Annotated in this window: 4 protein-coding genes; all 4 read right to left on the bottom strand. The window is 49.4% G+C overall.

The genetic code is table 11. The annotated features are described in order from the left end of the window. Positions 1 to 5: 5 nt before the first annotated feature. Complete coding sequence (locus ACJHXA_RS04105) at positions 6 to 1,094, bottom strand: ATP-binding protein (RefSeq protein WP_000074859.1); 1,089 nt, start codon at positions 1,092 to 1,094, stop codon at positions 6 to 8. 1,239 nt (positions 1,095 to 2,333) lie between these two features. Further along, on the bottom strand, positions 2,334 to 2,651 hold the full coding sequence (yehK, locus tag ACJHXA_RS04100) for a protein YehK (RefSeq protein ID WP_000636923.1): 318 nt from the start codon (positions 2,649 to 2,651) through the stop codon (positions 2,334 to 2,336). Between the two features lie 60 nt (positions 2,652 to 2,711). After that, complete coding sequence (gene yehI / locus ACJHXA_RS04095) at positions 2,712 to 6,344, bottom strand: DUF4132 domain-containing protein YehI (RefSeq protein ID WP_208482454.1); 3,633 nt, start codon at positions 6,342 to 6,344, stop codon at positions 2,712 to 2,714. 9 nt (positions 6,345 to 6,353) lie between these two features. Next, on the bottom strand, positions 6,354 to 10,148 hold the full coding sequence (locus ACJHXA_RS04090; RefSeq protein WP_001215613.1) for a DUF4132 domain-containing protein: 3,795 nt from the start codon (positions 10,146 to 10,148) through the stop codon (positions 6,354 to 6,356). Between the last annotated feature and the right edge of the window lie 122 nt (positions 10,149 to 10,270).

Here is a 10,270-nt window from a genome sequence, read left to right as displayed (position 1 = left end):
TTTCCTCACGGCAGGCGGTGGCGGGCTTGATAATAAGCCTGCCAGTGAGCTTCTTTATGTGTGGCGACTCGTTGTTCGAAGTAACGGCGCAGACGAGCGCGATCTTCTTCGTTATCTTTGACGATGGTTCCGGCAATGCAGTCCACCAGGTCGGCTGGCTCACCTGCGCGATTCGCTAAAAACCAGGCGCGGACGCCTACGGCGTGGGCCACGTTCACGGCTTCAGCGGTGGACATAATCGCTGTTAGTGTATCCATTGACGTTTTCTTTTCGCCGTTGGCACGCAGATCGCGGAAGGTGCGGACCAGTAACTCCAGTACCGCGTCAGGCACTTTATGCGGAATACCGCTATGGGCCAGCAAACGCGCCGAAGCACTGGCGACAAGCTCCAGCTCCTGGGCGAAATCCATAATCGGAAAGACAGTTTCAAAATCGAAGCGACGCTTTAGCGCAGCACTCATTTCATTGACGCCGCGATCTCGGGTATTGGCAGTGGCAATAATATTAAAGCCTTCTCGCGCATAGAGCTGACTGGCTTCACCAGTGAGTTCCGGCACCGTCATCACCCTGTCAGAAAGCATACCTAACAGACAGTCTTGCACTTCCAGCGGTGTACGCGTTATCTCTTCAAAACGGACGATTTTGCCGTCGCGCATTCCCTGGTAAAGCGGGGCAGGGACCAGCGCTTCCGTTGATGGGCCATGATTGATAAGCAGAGCGTAGTTCCAGCCGTACTTGATTTGATCTTCAGTGGTAGATGCGCCGCCCTGGATGGTTAACCCGGCATCGCCGCTAATAGCGGTTGCCAGTAATTCAGACAGGAGAGATTTTGCGGTGCCAGGTTCCCCCACCAACATCAAACCGCGTCCGGTGGCAAGAGTGACTAACATACGTTCGACAGCGGAGGGACTAATCACCACTTTACGGCTAATATTTTGCGCGCTATCGCCAAGGATAAAAGCACGGGCCGCAGGCAAACTTAACTGCCAACCGGGCGGGCAAGGAGCGTTATCATTTTGTTTTAATTTTGCCAGTTCATCGGCGTATAACACAGCAGCAGGCGGACGCTGCAGATGATTATTCTGCGGTGACATATATTCATCCCTGAAATGTATTAATGAAATAAACGATATTTTACGCGCAATAAATGTTTGGCGCATTAGTTGTTTGAGCAAAAAATATCTGGAAAGCAGATCGCAGTAAATAAAAAAACCTGCTGGTGAGGCAGGTTCTTTTATTTACTATTTTCAGGCCTAACACCACAGCCTGTGCAACATCGTGTTCCAACGAACGAATTATAACCACGGCTGGACCCCGTTGCAATTAAGATAATGAGATTTATAATCCAGACCGTTGGGACGTTGCGCCGGATCGAACCTATTTCAAGTCCTGGCTACCGGACGGGGGGTGCTGCAGGTGGTGCCCTGATCCGGAGTGCAACATCGTGGTCCAACATACGTAAACCAGTATCGACAGGCAGTGTAAGGGTAAGGTGCTGGTGTTGCGCTCCTTAATAAGGAGAGCGGATGGACTCGCTGACACAAAAGTTAACCGTGCTCATTGCTGTACTGGAGCTATTAGTGGCTCTGTTACGGTTGATTGATTTGTTGAAGTAACGGGCAAATTGAAACGCATCTAAGGGGGAAAACCGCTTCCCCCTTTAATAAAATGATTACTGTTTTTATTAATTCATCATATAACTCATTTTTATTTATAAATTCATCGATTTTATATTCAACGCACCATTTGACCGGGATGTGAATATTTATGTTGGGCTATTGGCAAAAAATATCTGGAAAGTAGATCGCAGAAAATAAAAAAACCTGCTGGTGAGGCAGGTTCTTTTATTTACTACAGTGACGCTAACTTGCTGATTGTGCAACATTTCGTACCAACGAATAAATTATAACCATATCCACACTCCATTGCAATTCAGTGAGTGAGATTTATAATCCTGCCCGTTGGGAGGTTGTGCCGGATCGGACCAATTTTAAGTCCTGGCTGCCGGACGGGTGGTGCCGCAGGCGGTGCCCTGATCCGGAGAGCAACGTTTCGTACCAACATACGTAAACCAGTATCAACAGGCAGTGTAAGGGTAAGGTGCTGGTGTTGCGCTCCTTAATAAGGAGAGCGGATGGACACGCTGACACAAAAGTTAACCGTGCTCATTGCCGTACTGGAGTTATTAGTGGCTCTGTTACGGTTGATTGATTTGTTGAAGTAACGGGCAAATTGAAACGCATCTAAGGGGGAATACCGTTTCCCCCTTTAAGAAAGCTATACTCGTCATACTTCAAGTTGCATGTGCTGCGACTTTAATTATCTAGAGTATATTATTCTATTTCTTGGTTGAATATATTCTGTAGTTCACGATTAAAAATTGCTATTACAGTTTCAGGTGATTCACCTCGTAATTTCCGCTCATCAATACACTCATCTCTTATATAAATCAACGCATCATTTATTAGCGGGTCAGCATCTTCTCGATCACGTTGATGAAATGTTGGATGTAGCCGGAATCGCTCCAGTCGATAGACGGAACCTGTAAATAATTCAGAGCATTTATGGATCTCAAGTCTGAAGGAAAACGGATCTTCAGGTACAGGGACCTCATAATCGTAAATAGCAACTAGCTCTTTTTGCACGATCATCGCTTTCCCCGCTGGTAAGTCGTGTAGATAACGGGCAGTCGCATCACTGCCCGCTGTGTTTTAATGGAAAATGACGTCAGGTGCGCTTAACGCCTCACTCAAATCAAACACATCAAGTTCGGCAAAAGTGACGGATTTATTGTCACGGTACACTCGAAGAGAACGGAAGCTCATTAGCGCTTTGCTATCAACATTGTAGTGGTTAAAACCGGGTGAAAACTTAAGGACCAGCCGGTACTCGCCCAGGTCATAGACAAATGCATCCTCATAGCCTGACTCCCAGCCTTTGTATCGCATTCCCATAAGCTGCCCAACGGTAGCGGATTTACCTTCCCAGCGAGTCAGGCTGTTACTGGTTGACTCATCAGGTGTGAGCAGCACCGTGCACCGCGCCAACTGGCGAAAAGGCGGCATAATTTCGTAATCGGCAAAAAGCTGTGCAAATTCACTGCGCATTTCTACTGTCATTTCTAACGGGTGGGCAATGCCAATCAGAGCGTCCGCAGGCAGGTCAATTGGCTCATCTTGCGCATTGCAGAACTCCCCCTCTGCGGCCACACGAAAGGCGTTGAGTAAACAACGCGGTTCATTTGCCGGATAAGCCCCCCATATTAATCGCTGGGTAACCAGACGGGTAAAGGGATGATTAACAAACAGAGAATGAAAATCTGCCAGCGACCAGCGTCGGGTGGTACGTAGGGCCGTTTCAAGACGCGGGAGCAGGTTTTTGCTCACCTGAGTGGCATCTTTTTTTAGCCCTTTTAGTCGGGCCAGTGCCTCGGGCGCTTTCAGTTGATCGTCATCGGCGCGCAACCGGGGAACGCTTTTCTGGCGAACGTTTTGCTGATCAAAGATAACCGGGTTGAGGTTTTCATCGAAGCGAACGGTAAACTGCCGGGGACCAAAATCAAAACTCAACGCCTGCGGATCATCAAGGCCCAGGGTTGGGACTAATCTGTCCGCTAGCTCTTCCTGGCTTAGCCCGCGATTTTCTGCGACCACCTGAAGAAATTCCGCCGCGTTATCACGTAAGGGGCGGGATTTCGCCCGTTGCGATATATGATGCAGCTGTATCAGCGCCATATCATTATTCATCAGGGTAAGGATGTTCAGGCCACTGACAGCACGGGCAGATTTGCCTTCTTGTGGCCAGCCGAGGATCTGTGTCGTTAGATCCCGTGCCGTGCTTTCGTCACCAAAGAGACTTAACGCCAGAAATGCCCAGTTGTCTTTTACGGGGGCACCAGCTTGTTGCCACGCAGTGAAGAGATCCCAGGCAAAAGCTGCCAGCGTTTGTGGCTGGCAGAACGTTTTCAGTTGTTCCAGCCCGCTATAAAAACGTCCCCCCTGGGTAAAGCGCAGCATTTCGCCGATAATTTCCAGAGCGTCATCGGTAACAGGTTGATTATTAGTGATAAGGCGCGGCCTGGACCACATTTGCGGATGCCAGAAATCAGGGGCTTTTGGAATGTGTGCCGGGTAAATCTCTATTGGACTCTGTTTAAGTAATTGTTCCAGGGCAGGCCATAGATCTGTACGCTGCCAACGATTGGCTACAGTTTGTAGCAATTCGCCATGCCCATGTTCGTAAAGTAAACGCAGGGCAAGTAATGCAGCTTCGCTTTTATCGCTAGATTTGGTGAAGATAAGAGGGATAAGTGCAGTAGCCGTATGTTCCGGCCATTGTAAAATCCACTGGCGAGCCAGATTACGCTGGCCCGCAAAACGGTGCCAGACGCGGGCAATGGGCAGGGCCAGTTCTGTTGCGCCGAAATTTAAAATTAACGGAAATGTTTCTTTTGGACGATGTGAAAAAGCCAACATCAGACCTGGTAGCGCATCCAACCCGAGGATACTGAGAAAATAGTCCTCACCCGCGAACAGATGTTTTTTCTCATTGATACGCAGCCAGAAGGTCAAAGCCATCTCACGCGGCAACTGTGCCAATAAATACAGGTTCCAGACACTCTTTTCCGGACGATAACGTGAGTAGTTGTCATTTTCCCATATGTTAATTAACGCTTCTATGTGACCGCTGCGGAGCGCCTGTTCTGCTAATTGTGCTTCCGGGGAGTTCCAGCCATTCAGGATCTCTTCAACCCGCCCCTGGTAGTAATGCCACTGAACAATGAGTGAATTGCGTGCAGCATCCAGTTTTCCGGGGAGTATATAATTCAAAAACAGCCATACATCATCCCCAAAACCCAGTTCCTGTAATACAACTCGCCCACTTTTTTGTTCCATGCGTTCCGCAAGAGATTCCGTGCTGAAATAACGGGCAGGCTCAGTGGCGGCAAGCCTCTCTCGTTCGCCAGGTTGCCAGTAAACTTGCGGCGTTAATTCGAGCGGTGCCAAATCAAGACGTGGAGCTGTCATTTTTTTCTTACTACGCCACGGTGGTGAAACGAGGATTTCAGGCAGATTGCTGTTATCGGTACTATCAATAACCGGTTTGGGCGGTGCCGATAAATAACTATTCAGCACTGCCCTGGCTTGAGTACTTAACCACTGCATCATCTCTTCTGCCAGTTGTGGCTGCGATGCCATCAGCGTTTGTAACAGCGTACGCCAGTATTCATCGCGTGCTTTTTGCTGTGCAGGCAGCTTTTTGTCTTCGATGATTGGATAACCTGGGCGGGCTGGTGGTTCTGTTAACGCCAGCAGTTCTGCCAGTGCGGCGAGCGTCGCATGGGGGAAGTTTTTATGGTATTTAGCTACACGTTGCAGGCTGGGTTTGTTTTTATCAGCCACCAGTAGCAAGGTGCGGATGACTTGCGGATGGTTAATTTGTACCAGCAGACTGCCGCAATCTTCTTTATGGGCATACATCGCGAGGCGCGGAATGGCTGCCAGTCCTTGTTCGCGCAAAAGGGCGGCGCAGGCCGCGTAGCCGAAGTGGTTTTCATGCGACATGTAGCTGGCTTCTCGATCGCTAAATATATCCTGGCTCCAGTAGTGCTCGAGTTTTCTCACCGCTGTGGGGTCATTAGCAACAACTTTTAACCACTCCTTAGAATGAAAATGAGTTCGCGGGCATTCAAGGCCTACCAACTCATTGGCTATTTCTGGTTTTTCCGGGAGGATCAGCGCAATAAAAGGGCGGCGAACTTTGGTTATTCCTGGTAGTGCGGCAATGAGTTTGTCGGCGCAACGCTGCCAGCAGCTTTCCTCTGCCAGAGAGAGATGCTTACGCAGTCGGAGATCGAATTCGTTATAGGTTTCTGAGCGATAACCATAGCCATAATCCTCGTCCTGATACTGCAATGTCACTACCAGAGGATCACTCTCATAACACCGCGCAATAAACTGGCGTGCAATCACCACCTCAGTCGCATATTCCAGCCCCTCTTGTTGGACGATTTCGTCGAGCAACTGTTGGCTGTCATTTTGCGCGATACAGGCTAGCGCCGCCATTGTCCGGGCCGGGATTGAGGGTTTGTGTTCGCCGATCAAGTTGATGGCCTGCGTGATGGCGGACTGCCACTCCAGTGAAAAATTTTCATAACGCCAGACAATGTTTTTTTTCTTCTCAGCTTTTTGTAGCAATTCATCACCCAGTGTCTGAATGATGCTTTCAGTGATAACAGGCACCGGTTCGCCCGGCCATTTGCGATGACTGAGTGGTGTTTTGCCTTTTTTATATTTCAGTTCCAGTTGGGCGTTATCCGCCAGCCACGGTAATTCCTTGTCCATGCTCTTTCCTTATTCAAACAGGGCTTCAATATCGTTAATTAGCTCGCTGGCGGTGATGGCATCGAGTACGGAGAACTGCGCTTCCTGTGTTGAATTACTCCCCCAGCCATAGCTTTCCGCTTTGCCTTCCCATAACCACAGCTTGCTTAAGAGCTGCTCAGCGCTAAGTTCGGCTGGTGACATACCCACCGCAAAACCTTCGTCGATTTCCATGATTAACGACCAGCGACCCAAAGGTTTGATCATCCATCCGATCCAGCCTCCATCCTGTGGTTCGCCCTTTATCCAGCCTTTATTCGCCAGCCCCATGACCCGACCACTCGGGCATTTTCTGCCTGCCCAGCGGGTCAGTTCACTGGCATTGCGCTCGGCTTCTGTCAGGGCGTAGCTGTTACGGTCGAGCTGGCGGAACGGTGGTAGCAGTTCGTAGTCGGCAAAAAGCTGACCAAAGGCGGCAGCATCCGTTGGTGATATTTCCAGAACGTGAGGAGTGCCGATAGAGATATCGCCTTCCGGCAGGGTGAAAAGATCATCGTCAGCGGTGCTGTAGCTGTTATCTTCTGCTACGCGAAAGCAAGCCAGTAGCTGGTTTTCGGCGCTATAAACGCCCCAAATCAGACGGCGGGTTAAGTGGCGAACCAGCGGATGCTCAACCAGGAAGAGCTGGAAGTTTTCCGGCGACCAGCGGCGGCGCAGGCACATGGCGGATTCCAGCCTTGCTACCTGCTGGGCGGCGACGGTACGCGCATCTTTTTTCAGCAATTTGTAGCGGTTAACCGCATCGTTCGACCGCGATTCATCATCGCTTTTGTTCGGTTTGGGCAGGTCTTTCAGGCGGCTGCCGGAAACATCACGCACAAACGGTTTTAAGGTTTCATCAAAGCTGACGGTGAACTGCCGTGGGCCAAAATCCAGCAGCAGCGAACCGTTATCATCCAGACCGAGATCCGGTGCTAACCGATCTTCAAGCTCCGCCACCGTGAGTTCGCGGCTCTCGGCAATGTCGGCAATTTTTTCTTTTGCCCGCTCCTGTAATGCTTTGAATTTCAGTTTCTGGGCGATGCCGTTAAGCTGCATAAGGGCGATATCACTACCGATAGCAGCGAGAATATCCAACCCAACGGTGGCGCGTTTATGCTGGGATTCACCAGGCCAGGCGCGTATTAATGGCGTCAGTTTGCGGGCGGTGTCATCGTTACCGAGAACGCCTAACGCAGTGAACGCCCAACTCTCTTTCGACGGCGCGCCAGCGGTCTGCCAGGCGGTAAACAGATCCCAGGCAAATCCCGCCAGTGAGTCGGCGGAACAGACGTCTTTCACCTGCAATAATCCCGGATACAGAGCCTCTTCCTGAGGGAAGCGGAGCATTTCACCGAGGTGGAGGAGGGCGCTATCTGGCAGTGATTGGGCATTTGCTTTTAATACCGGGCGCGTCCAGAGCGATGGCTGATAAAAGGCCGGAAGAGTGGGGATTTTTGTCGGGTGATTATCTAAGGGATCGAGCGCAAGCAGAGCGTTCACCGCATCGGTTACTTCCGGCTGGTTATAACGTCGGGCGATTTCTTGCAGTAATGGCTGATGACCGTTTTCGGTAAGCATACGCAAGGCAGCGCGGGCGTTATCCTGTGCTTCACCGGCTTTGCCGAGCGCCGCAGGCAGCAGGCCGGTAAGGGCATGTTCCGGGTATTTCAACAGCCAGCTACGGGCGTTTTCGCGTAGCGTTTTCAGTTTGTTGAAGGCACGGGCGACGGCAGGAGCCAGCTCACTCGCTGCGAAGTAATTCGTGATGGGCAAGGCTTCTTGTGGATAGCGTGCAAGTGAGTTTACTAACCTAGGTAACCCTTTGAGTCCAAAATGTAACATGGCGTATTCGGTATCGGTATGTGGAGATAGGGTAAGGGCATTCCATGCTTTTACTGCTTTCTCCAGCGGCAATGTTGTCAAAATCCCCAACTGCCAATAATGCCCGGTAGGTGAATGAAACACCTTAAATTCACTTAGTAAGGTTGAATAATCTTCATTTAGCCATGCCTCAACTACCGCTTCGGGAGCTTTAATATATGTACCAGCGATCCGTCGTTGAAAACCCATCCTTGCCAACAGGTTGGTAGTACTTTCTTCATGGCTAACCGTGATGTGTTTTGAATACCAGATATATTTCGCCAAAAGTTGATTACTGATTTCTTCTGTCAGATAACAGATTGGCTCAATGCCTAATGGCGCTAAATCCAGCACCGGAATCGGCGATTTTTTCTTTTTCGAAAGCCAGGGAGGGGAGACTACTACGGCTGGCAGTAGATCGGCGCTGGCATGGTTTGAGGGCTGTGTCAGTTGTTGCTGGCATGATTTCAGTACGGCAACTGCGGGTGTCGAGAGCCAGGGAATGACCTGTTCTGCCAGTGCTGGTTGTGAGATAAGCATTGTCATTAGCATAATGCGCCAACTGTTCTCTTCTTTTTGCCCAAGAAGTTCCGTCAGTGCCGCCATTGCTGCATGTGGGAACGCAGCAATGGCTTTCGTCATCCGATCGTGACAGCGTTTAGTATGCCCGGCTACACGTATAAGCAGTGTTAATGCGAACGGATGATTGATATGACGCAACACATCGGCGCAGTAGTCACTTGCGGCATAGGGAGCAAATCGGGGCAGGGCTGCAACACCTTGCTCCTGTAATACGGTGGCTGACCATATCGCACCACAATAGTAATCATCAAAAATGGCATATGGCTCGTGATATTTTTCTAATGAGGCAAGAATGTGCTCATCAGTCGCCACTATTTTTAACCACTCAAGCGAGGGTAATTTTTTTTGCCCCAGTAGACGCTGGGCAATTTCATGTGCAATTTCTGGTTTTTCGGGTAATAACAAAGCAATTAATGGTTGCCGCCATTCTGGAATATGTGGAATTGCGGCAATAAGTTTTTGTGCACATTTTTGCCAGAGAGACTCTTCCGCCAGTGATAAATGTTTACGTAGGCGTAATTCAAATCTGGAATATTGCTCCAAGTAGTCAGGTGCAATGCCAGACGGTAGAATAATAATGACATTATTCGCATAATCCCATTTAATATCAATCTGTTGAAGGTGTATTATTACATCAGTAGCATATTCCAGACCGCCTTCCTGGACGATCTGATCCATAACATCCTCACGCACTTTATATCTTGTGCATTTCATTTCAAGTGCCGTGAGTACAGCCATTACTGGTGATGGTAGCTGTGTTGTTTTCAGGCCGTCGATCTGACTGATCGCCTGGGCGACGGTGTTTTGCCATTCTAAAGAACAGGCGCTGAAGTCAAATGTGGCTGTTTTATTATCCCGTTGCGACACACTACAGGCTAAGCGACGTAATTGGGTCAATTTGTCTGCTTGCTGAACAGGAACTCCGGGAAAGCGGCGATGACTTAACGTGGTGTGTACAACTTCGGGCGGAAAAACGACAGCAATATCTTTCGCCAGCCACGGTAAAACAGCATCTGTATTTTTGTCAGGCGCACGGGTTTCTGCTACGAAAGAGGGTTGTTCCTGAATAATGGTGGATAAGTCCGCTACCTTGAGAGAGCCCGTTACCGTTTGGGAAGGTTGCAAAGAATTAACCTTCGCTTGCTCCACATACCCCTTCTTCACCTTCTCCGCAATCAGCTTAAGCTCCGCTTTTGCCGCTGCCGCAGCATCTGAAAAACTTTTTATCTGGCTTTGCCCTTTGGTGCCAACTTTTCCCCAACTGATATGCAACTCGTTTCCCTGTTGCTCAACTGCCCAGAATTTATGTGATTTTTCGTCCTGATAGATAAAGTGTCTCATTCTGCATCCCTGTGATTTTATCCAGTTGAATGCAGATGCTACCAGTATTTATGCGGGTTAGAGAGAGACAAAATCGCAAGAAAACAACTTTAGGAATTTATAAAGAAAAGGCGCTGTCGATG

It is taken from the genome of Escherichia sp. WS33 (genome assembly GCF_046486385.1).
GTDB lineage: Bacteria > Pseudomonadota > Gammaproteobacteria > Enterobacterales > Enterobacteriaceae > ECMA0423.
The sequence above is the reverse complement of the archived record's forward strand: the minus strand, read 5'-3'. Positions and strand labels throughout refer to the sequence as shown.